Genomic DNA, 16,582 nt, shown 5'->3' with positions numbered 1-16,582 from the left:
TGCGAAGTGCTCACACAGATTGTCTGATAGAAAGTCACGAGCAGAAAAAACCTCTACAGGCTTGTAGCTCAGGTGGTTAGAGCGCACCCCTGATAAGGGTGAGGTCGGTGGTTCAAGTCCACTCAGGCCTACCAACTTCGCACTCATGCTGCGTTATGTCTCCGGCTCGCATAGTTCACTATGCTTCGCGGACACACGCCTTGCCTGAGCACGAAGTGCATTTCTCATGAAGTGCACGCAGTTGAGTGGTGGTAGTGGTCTCTGCAGTAACTGTATGGGGCTATAGCTCAGCTGGGAGAGCGCCTGCCTTGCACGCAGGAGGTCAGCGGTTCGATCCCGCTTAGCTCCACCATACTTGCTGTTTTTTCTGACAATACTTCAGAGCGTACCGGTAACGGTGTGCTGCGAAGTATTATGCTCTTTAACAATCCGGAACAAGCTGAAAATTTGAAACGACGCACGTCGTGTTCCTCCGTAATAAGGAACACAGCACGATGCGTTCGGGTCTCTCAAAAGCTCATAACACGCAAGCGCAAAACGCCTGTGGGTTGTGAGGTTAAGCGACCAAGCGTACACGGTGGATGCCCTGGCAGTCAGAGGCGATGAAGGGCGTGCTAATCTGCGATAAGCGCCGGTAAGGTGATATGAACCGCTATAACCGGCGATACCCGAATGGGGAAACCCAGTGTGACTCGTCACACTATCATGCAGTGAATCCATAGCGGCATGAGGCGAACCGGGGGAACTGAAACATCTAAGTACCCCGAGGAAAAGAAATCAACCGAGATTCCCCCAGTAGCGGCGAGCGAACGGGGAGGAGCCCAGAACCTGCATCAGCTTGTGCATCAGTGGAAGCGTCTGGAAAGTCGCAGGGTACAGGGTGATACTCCCGTACACAAAGGTGCACAGGCTGTGAGTTCGATGAGTAAGGCGGGACACGTGGTATCCTGTCTGAATATGGGGGGACCATCCTCCAAGGCTAAATACTCCTGACTGACCGATAGTGAACCAGTACCGTGAGGGAAAGGCGAAAAGAACCCCGGCGAGGGGAGTGAAACAGAACCTGAAACCGTGTACGTACAAGCAGTGGGAGCACCTTCGTGGTGTGACTGCGTACCTTTTGTATAATGGGTCAGCGACTTATATTCTGTAGCAAGGTTAACCGTATAGGGGAGCCGCAGGGAAACCGAGTCTTAACTGGGCGTTAAGTTGCAGGGTATAGACCCGAAACCCGGTGATCTAGCCATGGGCAGGTTGAAGGTTGGGTAACACTAACTGGAGGACCGAACCGACTAATGTTGAAAAATTAGCGGATGACCTGTGGCTGGGGGTGAAAGGCCAATCAAACCGGGAGATAGCTGGTTCTCCCCGAAAGCTATTTAGGTAGCGCCTCGTGAACTCATCTCCGGGGGTAGAGCACTGTTTCGGCTAGGGGGCCATCCCGGCTTACCAACCCGATGCAAACTGCGAATACCGGAGAATGTTATCACGGGAGACACACGGCGGGTGCTAACGTCCGTCGTGAAGAGGGAAACAACCCAGACCGCCAGCTAAGGTCCCAAAGTCATGGTTAAGTGGGAAACGATGTGGGAAGGCACAGACAGCCAGGATGTTGGCTTAGAAGCAGCCATCATTTAAAGAAAGCGTAATAGCTCACTGGTCGAGTCGGCCTGCGCGGAAGATGTAACGGGGCTAAACCATGCACCGAAGCTGCGGCAGCGACGCGTAAGCGTTGTTGGGTAGGGGAGCGTTCTGTAAGCCGTCGAAGGTGTGCTGTGAGGCATGCTGGAGGTATCAGAAGTGCGAATGCTGACATAAGTAACGATAAACAAGGTGAAAAACCTTGTCGCCGGAAGACCAAGGGTTCCTGTTCAACGTTAATCGGAGCAGGGTGAGTCGACCCTAAGCCGAGGCCGACAGGCGTAGGCGATGGACAACAGGTTGATATTCCTGTACTTGGTGTTACTGCGAAGGGGGACGGAGAAGGCTATATCGGCCGGGCGACGGTTGTCCCGGTTTAAGCGTGTAGGTGTGTGCGCCGCAAATCCGGTGCACTTTACACTGAGGCGTGACGACGAGGCACTACGGTGCTGAAGTGATAAATGCCCTGCTTCCAGGAAAAGCCTCTAAGCATCAGGTAACACGAAATCGTACCCCAAACCGACACAGGTGGTCAGGTAGAGAATACCCAGGCGCTTGAGAGAACTCGGGTGAAGGAACTAGGCAAAATGGTGCCGTAACTTCGGGAGAAGGCACGCTGGCGCGTAGGTGAGGGGACTTGCTCCCGGAGCCGAGGCCAGTCGAAGATACCAGCTGGCTGCAACTGTTTATTAAAAACACAGCACTGTGCAAACACGAAAGTGGACGTATACGGTGTGACGCCTGCCCGGTGCCGGAAGGTTAATTGATGGGGTTATCCGTAAGGAGAAGCTCTTGATCGAAGCCCCGGTAAACGGCGGCCGTAACTATAACGGTCCTAAGGTAGCGAAATTCCTTGTCGGGTAAGTTCCGACCTGCACGAATGGCGTAATGATGGCCAGGCTGTCTCCACCCGAGACTCAGTGAAATTGAAATCGCTGTGAAGATGCAGTGTACCCGCGGCAAGACGGAAAGACCCCGTGAACCTTTACTACAGCTTGACACTGAACACTGAGCCTTGATGTGTAGGATAGGTGGGAGGCTTTGAAGCGTGGACGCCAGTCTGCGTGGAGCCGTCCTTGAAATACCACCCTTTAATGTTTGGTGTTCTAACGTGGGCCCGTGATCCGGGCTGCGGACAGTGTCTGGTGGGTAGTTTGACTGGGGCGGTCTCCTCCCAAAGCGTAACGGAGGAGCACGAAGGTTGGCTAATCCTGGTCGGACATCAGGAGGTTAGTGCAATGGCATAAGCCAGCTTGACTGCGAGAGTGACGGCTCGAGCAGGTGCGAAAGCAGGTCATAGTGATCCGGTGGCCCTGAATGGAAGGGCCATCGCTCAACGGATAAAAGGTACTCCGGGGATAACAGGCTGATACCGCCCAAGAGTTCATATCGACGGCGGTGTTTGGCACCTCGATGTCGGCTCATCACATCCTGGGGCTGAAGTAGGTCCCAAGGGTACGGCTGTTCGCCGTTTAAAGTGGTACGCGAGCTGGGTTTAGAACGTCGTGAGACAGTTCGGTCCCTATCTGCCGTGGGCGCTGGAGAATTGAGGGGGGTTGCTCCTAGTACGAGAGGACCGGAGTGAACGCACCGCTGGTGTCCGGGTTGTCACGCCAGTGGCACTGCCCGGTAGCTAAGTGCGGAAAAGATAAGTGCTGAAAGCATCTAAGCACGAAACTTGCCCCGAGATGAGTTCTCCCTGAGACTTTAAGTCTCCTGAAGGGACGTTGAAGACGACGACGTTGATAGGCCGGGTGTGTAAGCGCAGCGATGCGTTGAGCTTACCGGTACTAATGACCCGTGAGGCTTAACCTTACAACGCCAGAGGCGTTTTGGGTTGAGAGACAGAAGAATTTTCAGCCTTGTTTACCGGATAACGCCGTGCGGCCCGAGAGGGCGGTGCGGCAGACAGAATCTGCCTGGCGGCTGTAGCGCGGTGGTCCCACCTGACCCCATGCCGAACTCAGAAGTGAAACGCCGTAGCGCCGATGGTAGTGTGGGGTCTCCCCATGCGAGAGTAGGGAACTGCCAGGCATTAAATTAAAAAACCTGCACGTAACTTCGGGCAGTTCGCTACTCAACAGAGAGTAGGACAAAAGCGAACGCTTTTGAACGCTGCAACGCAGCGGCCCGAAGGGTGAATCACAGCGTGATTCATAAACTGCCAGGCATTAATTTAAGACCAGCACGCTGGTCATGACCTTACCGGTGACGCGGAAGGGCGAAACACCTGACAGCAGAACGTTTTTCTGCGATCAGTACAGAATCGGTGGAGCGGTAGTTCAGTTGGTTAGAATACCTGCCTGTCACGCAGGGGGTCGCGGGTTCGAGCCCCGTCCGTTCCGCCACCCTTTTTAGGGGCGTAGTTCAATTGGTAGAGCACCGGTCTCCAAAACCGGGTGTTGGGGGTTCGAGTCCCTCCGCCCCTGCCAGAAAAAGAAAAATCCTTTGCGTATGCGAAGGATTTTTTTTTGCCTTAAGAAAAGCAAAACAGAAAACCAGCCAGCAAAGACTGGCTTAATCCTCGCTTTCTTCCCTCTCTTTAATTCGGCACGACTGGAAACTTCAGCAACTGACGGATATACGTCTGCTGATCACTGTTTTGCAGCCATACCGCATACAAAGGCCGCACCGCCACAGACGTATCGGGCATCACTATCAGGTCGCTGTACAAGCTTTGCCAGAACTCGGGCAGAAACGCGCAGGCTCCTGTCGTGTGCAACAATTCACGCGTCACCTGTGCTGATGTCGTTGTTAATACCGGAACATCGTCCCCGCCGGAAAGATAACTTTGGTGCTGATGAAAGTCCGCGCCCCATTCCAGCTTAATATAGTCATATTTCTCACGCTTTTCGGTCTGCCGGGAACGAAACAGTGCCAGCGAAATATGACCTATCTGCTGGCTGGTCAATTCATCCATCTTTGGTGCTTCCGTCGTAATCAATAAATCCAGTTGGCGTTCATGCAACTGTTTAACTAACAAATGACGCTGCGCCACACGCGCTTCCAGGTGCAGACTTTCCCTGTTTTCGTAGAGTGTCTGAAGCCATGGCGTCAGATAGGCTTCCCAAAGTGAGGCGCTGGCACCAATGGACAGCTCATGATGCTGCTGCGTGTGCGACACTTCTTTCTTCGCCATAAGCCAGGTATTCATCAGACTTTCCGCGTAAGGCAAAAGACGCTCACCTGCCGAGGTCAAACGGATGTTGTTGCGGTGTCGGGTAAAAAGATTCACTCCCAGTTGGTTTTCTAACTGGCGGATGCGAAAACTGACAGCAGACTGCGTTAAGTAAAGTGCTTCTGCAGCACGCCCGAAATGGCGAGTTCTGCTCACTTCCAGGAAAGTTTTCAGTAATTCCGTATCCACAGCCTTCTCCCAAAATTTGTTTGTCGTATAGATTTAAATGTTTTGTTTTACACTCTGTCAAGCGTATCTAATACTCCGCGCCATAAATAGCACGGCCATAAGAGAAACAGGAGCGTGTAACATGGCGGAAAGCTTCTCAACGGAAAATCGTTTCTTTGATAACAAACATTACCCACGCGGATTTTCGCGTCATGGGGACTTTACGATTAAAGAAGCACAGCTACTTGAACGCCACGGCGTCGCGTTTAATGAGCTGGATCTTGCCAAACGTGAACCAGCGACAGAAGAAGAGCGTTTGTTCATCGAGGTATGTCGTGGTGTCCGTGAGCCGCAGACGGAAGCAGAACGTGTCTGGTCCAAATACATGACCCGTATCAAGCGTCCTAAGCGTTTTCACACGCTGTCAGGCGGTAAGCCACAAATGGATACCGTTGAAGACTACACAGAAAGCGACGATTAATGAAAAGGGGCGAAAGCCCCTTTTTACTGCAGGTTGTTATGAAGATAGGTCATGAGGCGGTCAATGCTTCGGTAACTGACGGCTTCCTGCAAATGATAACGGCTGATCGTCTCTTCACCGGCCAAATCGGCCACCGTGCGCGCCACTTTCAGGATCCGCTGCCACGCCCGTACTGATAAGCCCAACTGATTTAAAACAGACTCCAGCCACTTCGCATCCGCTGAACAAAGCGCACACCACCGTAATACCTCCGCATTAGCTAAATGAGCGTTGATTTTTCCTGAACGCGCAATCTGTCTTTGCCGGGCAACAAGCACGCGCTCGCGTACCGCCACAGAACTTTCTCCCGTCTGCTGTTGCTGGCCTAACAGTCCCGGCGGTAGCAATGGCACCTCCAGCGACAGATCAAAGCGATCAAGGAAGGGGCCGGAAAGTTTGCTGAGATAGCGTAAAATCTGCTGCGGCGAGGTGCGGTTATGCTGTCCCTGATAGTGTCCTGTCGGACTGGGATTCATCGCAGCGACTAACTGAAAGCGTGCAGGGTAAACCACCTTAGCCCTGGCTCGCGAAATCGCGACTTCACCGGACTCAATGGGTTCGCGCAATGCATCCAGAACGCTGCGCTGGAATTCAGGCAATTCATCTAAAAAAAGCACTCCATTATGGGCCAGCGAGATCTCACCGGGACGGGGCAATGCGCCACCGCCAATGAGCGCATACAGTGAAGCACTATGATGAGGGGCCCTGAACGGCCTTTTACGCCATGAATGATGCACAGGGCCCGCATTACTCAGGCTGGCTATCGCTGCGCATTCTAAGGCCTCCTGATCGCTTAATGGCGGCATGATGCCCGGTAAACGAGTGGCAAGCATGGTTTTGCCTGTGCCTGGCGGTCCGATCAGCATCAGGTTATGTCCACCGGCCGCCGTGATCTCCAGGGCACGGCGTCCTTGTTCCTGCCCGACAATATCGCGAAGATCGTCTGTGATTTCGTCGGTGTTATCGGCGTGGGCGGTGGCAATCGTGAGTTCACCCCTGTTGTGTAAGAAAGCACAAACGTCGATCAAATGGGCGGCTACCAGCGTTGAGCCTTTACGGATTAAACCCACATCAGTCTGGTTTTCTGCTGAGAGAATCAACTGCCTGCCAGCTTTAATCGCCGCAAGGGCAGCCGGAATGGCGGCCTGTACACCACACAGAGCGCCGTTTAGCGCCAGCTCGCCCAGAAACTCATATCCGCCCAGCTTCTCTGCAGGGAGCTGTTCAGACGCGACCAGAATGGCGACAGCCATGGGCAAATCGTAGCGCCCGCCTTCCTTAGGCAGATCGGCCGGGCCCAGATTGATGGTGATTCGCCGGGCAGGGAAGTCAAAGCCGCTGTTAATGATGGCGCTACGGACACGTTCGCGTGCCTCCTTGACGGTAGTTTCCGGTAAGCCCACCAACGTCAGGGCAGGCAATCCGTTGCTGATATGGACTTCAATAGTCACCAGCGGCGCATCAACCCCGATGGCTGCACGTGTCATAACTTTTGACAAAGACATGGCCGCTCCCAAATGCGGCAAGTCTGCCCTGGCGCTTCAATGACGGCGAGGGCCAAAAGGACAAAATGTAAGCTGCGCCGTGATTTTTTTGCGCACTATACATCCGCACGCTTTTTTTGTGGAACCGGACTTTGAACGCGGTATAACCGCATCGGCATGGTTTTTTTGTCAAAGTCGGGGCTCAATAAAATAATCTTTTAATTACAAATTGATAACGAAAGAACGCAATGGGCCGCAATAAAAAACCTGATAAAAAATATTGTAATTAGCCTACTAACTATGATAACTCTGTAGGCATTACTTCGAACGAGTTAAAGAATCGAATACGTTATGAAAGCCCTTCTACTAGTGATTAGCCTTGTCGTGATTAGCGTGGTGGTGATTATTAACCCACTGTGCGGGGCAACGCTTGGAGCAAGAAAGGCTTAAAAATCAAGCCAGAACTCTAAAAAACCCCCCGCACCGAAAGGTCCGGGGGTTTTTTTTTGACCTGGCAAAATTCAGTAAATCTGCAAGGAACAAACAATGAACAGTAGCATAAAATTCTGTTGTTCCCCTCAGGCGACAGGAGAATAACGATGACAGGTGCACAATGGGTAGTTCAGGCTTTACGCGCACAAGGCGTTGATACCGTATTTGGTTACCCTGGCGGCGCCATCATGCCAGTGTACGATGCGCTATACGACGGCGGCGTCGAACACCTGTTGTGCCGTCACGAGCAGGGCGCGGTGATGGCCGCAATCGGCTATGCCCGTTCAACCGGTAAAACCGGTGTCTGCATTGCCACTTCGGGTCCCGGTGCAACAAATCTAATCACCGGCCTGGCTGATGCCATGATGGACTCCGTGCCGGTTGTCGCGTTGACCGGTCAGGTCGCTTCTGCCTTCATCGGTACGGATGCCTTTCAGGAAATCGATGTTCTCGGTCTGTCGTTAGCCTGCACCAAACACAGCTTCATGGTTGAATCGCTGGATGATTTGCCTTCCGTGATGGCCGAGGCGTTCGCCATTGCGCAGTCGGGTCGCCCCGGGCCGGTATTAGTCGATATCCCAAAGGATATTCAGCTGGCAAAAGGGGAACCTTCACCGCAGTTGATGCCGGTGGAAGAAGCGATGTCGATGCCGCATCAGGCAATTATTGACGCGCGGGCAATGATGGCGCAGGCCAAAAAACCTATGCTGTATGTCGGCGGTGGCGTCGGCATGGCGCAAGCGGTGCCGGCACTGCGCGCGTTGATGCAGGAAACCGGCATTCCCGCTGTTGCCACGCTGAAGGGCCTGGGAAGTGTGGATGCCGACAGCGAATGTTATCTGGGCATGCTGGGCATGCACGGCACCAAGGCCGCTAATCTGGCCGTCCAGTCCTGCGACCTGTTAATCGCGGTGGGTGCCCGTTTTGACGACCGCGTCACCGGTAAACTGGACACCTTCGCCCCGCTGGCCAGCGTGATCCATCTGGATGTGGACCCTGCAGAACTGAACAAGCTGCGCCGTGCACATGTGTCGCTGCAAGGCGATCTCAACCATGTCCTGCCGGCCCTGAGCCAGCCTTTACAGATTCAGGCGTGGCGCGACGAAGTCATAGCGCTGAAAGCACAGCATGCGTGGCGCTACGATCATCCCGGTGAAGCCATCTATGCGCCGTTATTACTGAAACAACTGTCCGATCGCAAACCGGCAAACACGGTTGTTACCACCGACGTAGGTCAGCATCAGATGTGGGCCGCCCAGCATATAGCCTGTGACGCGCCTGAAGATTTCATCACTTCCAGTGGCTTAGGCACAATGGGCTTTGGCCTGCCTGCGGCAATCGGCGCACAGGTTGCGCGCCCTCACGATACCGTCATCTGTGTCTCGGGCGACGGCTCTATCATGATGAATATTCAGGAACTGGGCACCATTAAGCGTGGCAAACTGCCTGTGAAAATTCTGCTGCTGGATAACCAGCGTCTGGGCATGGTTCGCCAGTGGCAGCAGCTGTTTTTTGACGGTCGCTACAGTGAAACCATCCTGACCGACAACCCCGACTTCCTCACGCTGGCCAGCGCATTTGATATCCCGGGCCAGCGAATCACCCGTAAAGATCAGGTCGACGCCGCAATCGATGCTCTGCTGAACAGTGAAGGTCCTTATTTCCTGCACGTGTCAATTGATGAGCATGAAAACGTCTGGCCATTGGTACCGCCCGGTGCCAGCAACGCCAACATGATGGAGAAAACCGTATGAACCAGCATCAATTGTCTATCGAAGCGCGCTTTCGACCTGAAATATTGGAACGCATTTTACGTGTAGTACGCCATCGTGGCTTTCAGGTGTGTTCAATGAACATGGCGACTGTGGCTAATGCCGAAAACATTAATATCGAAATGACCGTTGCCAGCCAGCGCTCTGTCGATTTACTGTCTTCCCAGTTAAGCAAACTGATGGATGTCGCCTGCGTCCAGATTCAACAACAGACATCACAACAAATCCGCGCGTAGTCGCGAAAGGAAATAATAATGAGCACCAAGAAAGCAGATTTCATTTGGTTCAACGGCGAAATGGTTAAGTGGGAAGAGGCGAAAGTCAGCGTGATGTCTCACGCTCTGCATTACGGCACCTCGGTATTTGAAGGCGTGCGCTGCTACGACTCACACAAAGGCCCGGTCGTCTTCCGTCACCGCGAGCACATGCAGCGTCTGCACGATTCCGCCAAAATTTACCGTTTCCCGATCAGGCACAGCGTTGATGAACTGATGGAAGCCTGCCGTGAAGTGATTCGCGTGAACAACCTGAAAAGCGCCTACATCCGTCCGCTGGCTTTCGTGGGCGATGTCGGTCTGGGCGTGAACCCGCCGGATGGCTTCACCACGGATGTGATTGTTGCAGCGTTCCCGTGGGGCGCTTACCTGGGTGCTGAAGCGCTGGAAAACGGCATTGATGCCATGGTGTCTTCATGGAACCGCGTTGCGCCAAACACATTGCCAACCGCAGCAAAAGCGGGCGGCAACTATCTGTCTTCCCTGCTGGTAGGCAGTGAGGCGCGCCGCCATGGCTATCAGGAAGGCATTGCGCTGGATACCAATGGCCTGATTTCAGAAGGCGCAGGCGAAAATCTGTTTGAAGTGAAAGATGGCGTGCTGTTTACCCCGCCGTTTACCTCCTCTGCACTGCCGGGCATCACCCGCGATGCCATCATCACGCTGGCGCGTAATATGGGCATCGAAGTGCGTGAACAGGCACTGTCTCGTGAATCTCTGTACCTGGCTGACGAAGTCTTTATGTCCGGCACGGCGGCAGAAATCACCCCGGTACGCAGCGTGGATCGCATTCAGGTTGGCGAAGGCAAATGTGGGCCCGTCACCAAACGCATTCAGCAGGCATTCTTTGGCCTGTTTACCGGCGAGACCGAAGACAAATGGGGCTGGCTGGACCCGGTTAACGCATAACCAGACCTTGCGCGGATGTCGCTGGATGTCCGCGATCTTATTTTGACTGGAGTAAAGAGCATGCCTAAATACCGTTCCGCTACCACCACCCACGGCCGCAACATGGCTGGTGCCCGTGCCCTCTGGCGCGCAACAGGAATGACCGACGATGATTTCGGCAAACCGATTATCGCCGTCGTTAACTCATTCACCCAGTTTGTGCCGGGCCACGTACACCTGCGTGACCTGGGTAAGCTGGTTGCCGAGCAAATCGAAGCGGCAGGTGGCGTGGCCAAAGAGTTCAACACGATCGCGGTGGACGACGGTATTGCCATGGGCCATGGCGGCATGCTGTATTCTCTGCCTTCACGTGAGCTGATTGCCGACTCTGTCGAGTACATGGTGAACGCGCACTGTGCTGATGCCATGGTCTGCATTTCAAACTGCGACAAAATCACCCCCGGCATGTTGATGGCCGCGCTGCGCCTGAATATTCCGGTGATCTTTGTTTCCGGCGGCCCAATGGAAGCCGGTAAAACCAAACTGTCCGATCAGATCATCAAGCTGGATCTGGTGGATGCCATGATCCAGGGGGCTAACCCGAACGTCAGCGATGCTGACAGCGAGCAGATTGAACGCTCCGCCTGTCCAACCTGCGGCTCCTGTTCGGGCATGTTCACCGCAAACTCAATGAATTGCCTGACCGAAGCCCTCGGCCTGTCACAACCGGGTAACGGTTCACTGTTGGCCACCCATGCCGACCGTAAAGCGCTGTTCATTAACGCCGGTAAGCGCATCGTCAGCCTGACCAAACGCTATTACGAGCAGGATGATGTGAATATGCTGCCGCGCAACATCGCCACCAAAGCCGCGTTTGAAAATGCCATGACGCTGGATATCGCCATGGGCGGCTCTACAAATACCGTTCTGCACCTGCTGGCCGCCGCGCAGGAAGGTGAGGTGGACTTTAACATCTCTGATATCGATCGCCTGTCACGCAAAGTTCCTCAGTTGTGCAAGGTAGCACCAAGCACGCCGAAATATCACATGGAAGATGTGCACCGTGCGGGTGGCGTCATCGGTATTCTCGGCGAGCTGGATCGTGCCGGGCTGATTGACACCAGCGCCCGTAACATTCTGCAGCAGAGCCTGCGTGAAACGCTCGATCAGTACGACATCATGCTGACTCAGGATCAGGCGGTGAAGGACATGTTCCGTGCGGGGCCAGCCGGTATTCGAACGACTCAGGCGTTTTCGCAAAGTTGCCGTTGGGACACGCTGGATGATGACCGCGCTGAAGGCTGTATCCGTACGCGCGAACATGCCTATTCCCAGGATGGTGGTCTGGCCGTGCTCTACGGCAACATTGCCGAAGATGGCTGTATCGTAAAAACCGCGGGCGTCGATAAAGAGATTCTGACGTTCAGCGGCCCGGCCAAAGTTTATGAAAGCCAGGATGACGCTGTGGAAGCTATCCTCGGTGGCAAAGTGGTAGCGGGTGACGTGGTTGTGATCCGTTACGAAGGGCCAAAAGGTGGGCCGGGCATGCAGGAAATGCTGTATCCCACCACTTACCTGAAGTCGATGGGGCTGGGTAAAAGTTGTGCTCTGATCACCGACGGTCGCTTCTCTGGCGGCACCTCTGGCCTGTCAATTGGTCACGCCTCACCTGAAGCCGCTAACGGCGGCACCATCGCGCTGGTGAAAGATGGCGATATCATCGATATCGATATCCCAAACCGCGGTATCAGACTGGCCGTACCGGATAATGAACTGCATGCCCGCCGTGAAGAACAGGAAGCCCGTGGCGACGCAGCTTATACGCCGATGAACCGTCAGCGCGACGTGTCGTTTGCCCTGCGCGCCTATGCATCGCTCGCGACCAGCGCCGATAAAGGTGCTGTGCGCGATAAGAGTAAGCTGGGAGGCTAAGATGGCTGAGGCTCAACCGCTACCCGAGGCGCCCTGCGGTGCCGAGTATCTGCGTGCGGTGTTACGTTCACCGGTATACGAAGTGGCACAGGTTACCCCACTGCAGAAGATGGAAAAAATCTCTGCACGTCTGGGCAATACCATTCTGGTGAAGCGAGAAGATCGCCAGCCGGTGCACAGTTTTAAACTGCGCGGTGCCTACGCGATGATTGCCGGCCTTGATGAAGAGCAGAAAGCACGCGGTGTTGTCACCGCGTCGGCCGGTAACCACGCCCAGGGCGTTGCGTTATCGGCGACGAAGCTGGGCATCAAGTCGCTGATCGTCATGCCGCTGGCGACAGCGGACATCAAGGTGGATGCGGTGCGTGCATTTGGCGGTGAAGCCTTCCTGTATGGTGCCAACTTTGACGAGGCGAAAGCCAAAGCCATTGAACTGGCGACGCAGCAGGGTTACACCTTTGTGCCACCGTTTGACCATCCGGCGGTCATCGCCGGACAAGGCACGCTGGCGATGGAACTGCTGCAGCAGGACGCACATCTCGATCGGGTTTTTGTTCCGGTGGGCGGCGGCGGTCTGGCCGCGGGCGTGGCGGTGCTCATCAAGCAGCTGATGCCGCAAATCAAAGTGATCGCTGTTGAGTCAGAAGACTCGGCCTGCCTGAAAGCGGCGCTGGAGGCTGGTGAGCCGGTGGATTTACCGCGCGTGGGCTTGTTCGCCGAAGGTGTGGCCGTGAAGCGCATCGGTAACGAAACTTTCCGCCTGTGCCAGGAATATCTCGACGATATCGTCACCGTGGACAGCGATGCGATCTGCGCGGCAATGAAAGATCTGTTTGAAGATGTGCGCGCCGTGGCAGAACCTTCAGGCGCGCTGGCGTTGGCGGGCATGAAGAAATACGTCCAGCAGCACGATATTCAGGGCGAACGCCTGGCGCACGTGTTGTCGGGGGCTAACGTTAACTTCCATGGTTTGCGCTACGTTTCTGAACGTTGTGAGCTGGGTGAACAACGCGAAGCTCTGCTGGCGGTCACGATCCCGGAACAGCAGGGCAGCTTCCTGAAGTTTTGTCAGACGTTGGGTGGTCGCTCAATTACCGAGTTTAACTATCGCTATGCCGACACCGACAAAGCCTGCATTTTTGTGGGCGTGCGGCTGACGCGCGGGATGGATGAGCGCGCAGAGATCATCAGCCAGTTAACGGAAAACGGCTATCAGGTGGTGGATCTGTCTGACGATGAGATGGCGAAGCTGCACGTGCGTTACATGGTGGGTGGACGGCCTTCCAAGCCGCTGCGTGAGCGCCTGTTCAGCTTTGAGTTTCCGGAAGCGCCCGGCGCATTGCTTAAGTTTCTGCAAACGCTGGGCACGCACTGGAATATCTCACTGTTCCATTACCGTAGCCACGGCACGGATTACGGCCGGGTCCTCACGGCCTTCGAGCTTGGCAACGACGAACCACGTTTTGAAGAGCACCTTGCCGATCTGGGTTACGATTTCCACGACGAAACGCATAACCCGGCATTCCGCTTCTTCCTGGCAGGCCAGTAACTATAGCTGGTGCCAGAATGCACTGATAAGCGGCTCTCCGAGCCGCTTTTTTTGTACACAAACACCCAGCTCCAGCGGTGCGACGGACGCCACGCTTTCCAGCGGCAGCACACGGTTTCGTACCGGCTCAGGGCTGTTCTCCAGCACCACATCCGGCAGCAGCGCAATCCCACAGCCCAGCGCTACCATCGACACGATTGCTTCATGACCGGCAACGGTCGCATAAATCAATGGGTTAACGATGCGATGACGGCGGAACCATAGCTCGATCGCCCGCCGGACCGGTCCCTGCTCGGGCAGGATAAACGGAATCTGTGACCAGTCCGGTGCCTCTTCTGTCGCCTGACTGCGCACCGGACAGGGCAGTGCAGGCGCAATCAGCCCCAGCGGCAACAGCCCCAGCGTGGTGAAATCAATGCTGGCAGGCAGCGATTCAGGTCGACCGGCAATCGCCAGATCGGCATTGCCCGACTGGACCATTTCAATCGCATCGGCCGCATCGCCGGTAGTCAGTTTGATTTCCACCTGAGGATGCTCGGCGCGGAAGCGATCCAGAATGGGCGGCAGATGGCTGTACGCGGCGGTCACCGAGCAAAACAGGCGCAGTTCACCACTGAGTGACGGACCGTTGAGATCCATGGCATGGCGCAATTGCTGATACTGCAGTAAGGTTTGTTGTGCAAATAATTTCAGTCTTTCGCCCGCTTCGGTGAACGTGACGGTGCGGTTATCACGCAGAAACAACGCGTGGCCGACATCTTCTTCCAGCCGCTGAATCTGGCGTGACAGCGTGGACGGACTGACGTGCATGGCCCGTGCGGTGCGGCCAAAATGGCAGCTTTCTGCCAGATGTAAAAACAATTTGAGATCGCGTAAATCCATACAGGTTCCACCTCAGGAATGCATTGCGATTATTGCAATGTAATGTTGTTAATATATCAATTTAAGCAACAGAAATCCTGTCATATGATGGGGTCATTCGCGGCGCTGAATCTCACGCCGTCAACAGACAAAAGCAAACACAACATTTAACCGGAGTACCCATGGCTAATTACTTCAACACACTGAATCTGCGCAACCAGTTAGCGCAACTGGGCAAATGTCGTTTTATGGGGCGTGACGAGTTCGCGGATGGCGCCAGCTTCCTGAAAGGCAAAAAGATTGTGATTGTGGGCTGTGGTGCGCAGGGCCTGAACCAGGGCCTGAACATGCGCGATTCCGGTCTGGATGTTTCTTATGCCCTGCGTGCAGAAGCCATCGCCGAAAAACGTGCCTCGTATCGCAAAGCCACCGACAACGGTTTCAAAGTGGGCACTTACGAAGAACTGATTCCTCAGGCGGACCTGGTGGTTAACCTGACGCCAGACAAACAGCACTCCGCCGTTGTTCAGGCTGTACAGCCACTGATGAAAGACGGTGCCGCGCTGGGCTATTCACACGGCTTCAACATTGTCGAAGTGGGCGAAACCATCCGTAAAGATATCACCGTCGTTATGGTGGCGCCGAAGTGTCCGGGCACCGAAGTCCGTGAAGAATACAAGCGTGGCTTCGGGGTACCGACGCTGATCGCGGTTCACCCGGAAAACGATCCGAAAGGTGAAGGTATGGCTATCGCTAAAGCCTGGGCTTCTGCCACCGGTGGCGACCGCGCTGGCGTGCTGGAATCCTCTTTCGTTGCGGAAGTGAAATCTGACCTGATGGGTGAGCAGACCATTCTGTGCGGTATGCTGCAGGCCGGTTCTCTGCTGTGCTTCGATAAGCTGGTGGCTGAAGGTCACGATGCGGCGTACACCGAGAAACTGATTCAGTTTGGCTGGGAAACCATCACCGAATCCCTGAAATTTGGCGGCATTACGCTGATGATGGATCGCCTGTCTAATCCGGCGAAACTGCGTGCTTACGCACTGTCTGAGCAGCTGAAAACCATCATGGCTCCTCTGTTCCAGAAGCATATGGATGACATCATTTCAGGCGATTTCTCTGCTGGCATGATGGCGGACTGGGCGAATGACGATAAGAAGCTGCTGACCTGGCGCGAAGAGACCGGTAAAACCGCGTTCGAAACCGCCCCTCAGTTCGACGGCAAAATCGAAGAGCAAGAATACTACGACAAAGGCGTTGTCATGGTTGCCATGGTCAAAGCGGGCGTTGAGCTGGCATTTGAAACCATGGTAGATGCTGGCATCATCGAAGAGTCGGCTTACTACGAGTCACTGCACGAGCTGCCGCTGATCGCGAACACCATTGCCCGTAAACGCCTGTATGAAATGAACGTGGTTATTTCTGATACCGCTGAGTACGGTAACTACCTGTTCTCTTTTGCGGCGGTGCCGCTGCTGAAAGAGTTTATGGCCTCACTGCAGCCGGGCGATCTGGGTAAAGCTATTGACGGCACGCAGGTGGATAACGCCCAACTGCGCGACGTTAATGAAGCCATTCGTCAGCATCCTATCGAGCAGGTTGGCCGCAAACTGCGTGGTTACATGACCGATATGAAACGCATCGCGGTTGCAGGCTAAGTCGCACCACCACCGTTTTCAGCAAATGTAAGACAAAAAGGCGCAGCCATCTGGCTGCGCCTTTTTGTTTTAGCATGCGCCTGGCGACACGATAACAGGCGGTAAAAGGCTCCTGTAACCAACATACTGACACCCGGCAAGAATAAGGAACACGCCAGCCGTAA

Annotated in this window: 11 protein-coding genes, 4 tRNA genes and 2 rRNA genes; 14 read left to right on the top strand and 3 right to left on the bottom strand. The window is 54.6% G+C overall.

Features of this window, described 5'->3' with window-relative positions; all coding sequences use genetic code 11:
- The first annotated feature begins 57 nt into the window (after positions 1–57).
- The 6 genes from G5574_RS12870 to G5574_RS12845 all read left to right on the top strand — a co-directional run bounded on the left by G5574_RS12870 (position 58) and on the right by G5574_RS12845 (position 4,073).
- A tRNA-Ile gene (locus G5574_RS12870) sits at positions 58–134 on the top strand.
- Between the two features lie 142 nt (positions 135–276).
- A tRNA-Ala gene (locus G5574_RS12865) sits at positions 277–352 on the top strand.
- 202 nt (positions 353–554) lie between these two features.
- A 23S ribosomal RNA gene (locus G5574_RS12860) occupies positions 555–3,456 on the top strand.
- 103 nt (positions 3,457–3,559) lie between these two features.
- Positions 3,560–3,675 (top strand): 5S ribosomal RNA (gene rrf, locus G5574_RS12855).
- Between the two features lie 237 nt (positions 3,676–3,912).
- Positions 3,913–3,989: transfer RNA gene (locus G5574_RS12850), tRNA-Asp, on the top strand.
- 8 nt (positions 3,990–3,997) lie between these two features.
- Positions 3,998–4,073 (top strand) — tRNA-Trp (locus G5574_RS12845).
- A gap of 110 nt (positions 4,074–4,183) precedes the next feature.
- Here the strand turns inward: G5574_RS12845 and hdfR are convergent.
- Entirely contained in the window at positions 4,184–5,008 is an 825-nt protein-coding gene (hdfR, locus tag G5574_RS12840; RefSeq protein ID WP_006121164.1) for an HTH-type transcriptional regulator HdfR, read from the bottom strand.
- A gap of 121 nt (positions 5,009–5,129) precedes the next feature.
- On the opposite strand from hdfR, the gene G5574_RS12835 reads away from it, so the two are divergent.
- Complete coding sequence (locus G5574_RS12835; RefSeq protein WP_006121163.1) at positions 5,130–5,468, top strand: MaoP family protein; 339 nt, start codon at positions 5,130–5,132, stop codon at positions 5,466–5,468.
- Between the two features lie 23 nt (positions 5,469–5,491).
- On the opposite strand, the gene G5574_RS12830 is transcribed toward G5574_RS12835, so the two are convergent.
- The gene (locus G5574_RS12830; RefSeq protein ID WP_164482722.1) at positions 5,492–7,012 is read right to left on the bottom strand and encodes a YifB family Mg chelatase-like AAA ATPase; all 1,521 of its coding nucleotides are present in this window, start codon (positions 7,010–7,012) and stop codon (positions 5,492–5,494) included.
- 330 nt (positions 7,013–7,342) lie between these two features.
- On the opposite strand from G5574_RS12830, the gene ilvL reads away from it, so the two are divergent.
- The 6 genes from ilvL (at position 7,343) to ilvA (ending at position 13,899) form a co-directional block, all read left to right on the top strand.
- Complete coding sequence (gene ilvL, locus G5574_RS12825; protein ID WP_071785161.1) at positions 7,343–7,441, top strand: ilv operon leader peptide; 99 nt, start codon at positions 7,343–7,345, stop codon at positions 7,439–7,441.
- Between the two features lie 149 nt (positions 7,442–7,590).
- Positions 7,591–9,237, top strand: coding sequence for an acetolactate synthase 2 catalytic subunit (gene ilvG / locus G5574_RS12820; RefSeq protein ID WP_164482721.1), 1,647 nt, complete (start codon positions 7,591–7,593; stop codon positions 9,235–9,237).
- The gene (gene ilvM, locus G5574_RS12815) at positions 9,234–9,491 is read left to right on the top strand and encodes an acetolactate synthase 2 small subunit (protein WP_006121160.1); all 258 of its coding nucleotides are present in this window, start codon (positions 9,234–9,236) and stop codon (positions 9,489–9,491) included. The genes ilvG and ilvM overlap by 4 nt, the downstream gene beginning before the upstream one ends.
- 18 nt (positions 9,492–9,509) lie before the next feature.
- Complete coding sequence (locus G5574_RS12810) at positions 9,510–10,439, top strand: branched-chain amino acid transaminase (protein ID WP_006121159.1); 930 nt, start codon at positions 9,510–9,512, stop codon at positions 10,437–10,439.
- A gap of 60 nt (positions 10,440–10,499) precedes the next feature.
- Positions 10,500–12,350 carry a dihydroxy-acid dehydratase gene (gene ilvD / locus G5574_RS12805; RefSeq protein WP_006121158.1) on the top strand — a complete coding sequence of 617 codons (1,851 nt, stop codon included), beginning with the start codon at positions 10,500–10,502 and terminating at the stop codon, positions 12,348–12,350.
- A gap of 1 nt (position 12,351) precedes the next feature.
- Complete coding sequence (ilvA, locus tag G5574_RS12800) at positions 12,352–13,899, top strand: threonine ammonia-lyase, biosynthetic (protein ID WP_006121157.1); 1,548 nt, start codon at positions 12,352–12,354, stop codon at positions 13,897–13,899.
- On the opposite strand, the gene ilvY is transcribed toward ilvA, so the two are convergent.
- Positions 13,900–14,781: an HTH-type transcriptional activator IlvY gene (ilvY, locus tag G5574_RS12795; RefSeq protein ID WP_164482720.1), complete on the bottom strand. Its 882-nt coding sequence runs from the start codon at positions 14,779–14,781 to the stop codon at positions 13,900–13,902.
- Between the two features lie 161 nt (positions 14,782–14,942).
- Here ilvY and ilvC point away from each other — a divergent pair, with 161 nt between their 5' ends.
- Positions 14,943–16,418, top strand: coding sequence for a ketol-acid reductoisomerase (gene ilvC, locus G5574_RS12790; protein WP_033738325.1), 1,476 nt, complete (start codon positions 14,943–14,945; stop codon positions 16,416–16,418).
- Positions 16,419–16,582: the final 164 nt, after the last annotated feature.

Source organism: Pantoea stewartii (assembly GCF_011044475.1).
In the GTDB taxonomy this organism is placed as follows: domain Bacteria; phylum Pseudomonadota; class Gammaproteobacteria; order Enterobacterales; family Enterobacteriaceae; genus Pantoea; species Pantoea stewartii.
This window is presented reverse-complemented; position numbering and strand designations above follow the sequence as displayed.